The following is a 731-nucleotide window of genomic DNA, read 5'->3' on the forward strand; positions in this document are numbered from 1 at the left end:
GGCCAGCGTCTGCATCTCCCCCAGCCCCCGCTGCACCGCCTCCAGCCGCTCCGAGATCTGCGTGAACGATTGCGCCAGACGGGTTTCCAATGTGGCCTGCAGCTTCTCGTCCACCGTGGCGCGCATCTTCTCCAGTTGCGCGGTGTTCTCGGCCTGCAGGCTCCGCAGCTGCCGATCCAGCGTGGCGCCCAGTTTGTCCTGGGTGCCCTGCAGGGTCGATCCGAAGCGATGCAGGGTCAGCTGCCACTGGTGAAAGGCCTGGGCGAGTTCGGCCCTCCCGGCATGCTGCTCTTCGCGCAGGGTTCGCTCCACGCGTTCACTGTCGCCGCGCAACGCCGAGAGCTGTGCAGGCGAGATCTCCCCGCCGGCGGGGCGCACCAGCACCACCACCTGGAGGATCACCGCCAGCAGCGCCAGTGAGGTGAGGAGGATCAGCAGTGCTGTGTCCATGCCGGCAAGGTAGCGCGCCCCACCGACAACTCCCGGTTAGACGGTATGGGGGGCTGGGGCCTCACTCACATGTGACCGTGGGTTGCCGACAGGAATCAGGTCCTGGCCGGTAGAGCCACAAGATGTGGGAGGCCCCAGTGAAGGTTCAGCGTACGAGTGTTGGTTTGGATGTGCACGCACGTTCGGTGATCGGGTGTGCATTGGACGGGGATACCGGTGAGGTATTCGAGCGTCGGCTGACCCCTGATTACGGGGAGATCCTGGACTGGTTGCGGTCATTG

At 65.3% G+C, this 731-nt stretch carries 2 pseudogenes; one reads left to right on the forward strand and one right to left on the reverse strand.

Features of this window, described 5'->3' with window-relative positions:
• Positions 1 to 450: pseudogene (locus tag EJK91_RS21465) on the reverse strand (DNA recombination protein RmuC); the annotation flags it as partial.
• Positions 451 to 572: 122 nt separating this feature from the next.
• Here EJK91_RS21465 and EJK91_RS22850 point away from each other — a divergent pair.
• Positions 573 to 731: pseudogene (locus EJK91_RS22850) on the forward strand (IS110 family transposase); the annotation flags it as partial.

The sequence above is a fragment of the Mycobacterium sp. P7213 genome (genome assembly GCF_900604305.1).
GTDB lineage: Bacteria > Actinomycetota > Actinomycetes > Mycobacteriales > Mycobacteriaceae > Mycobacterium.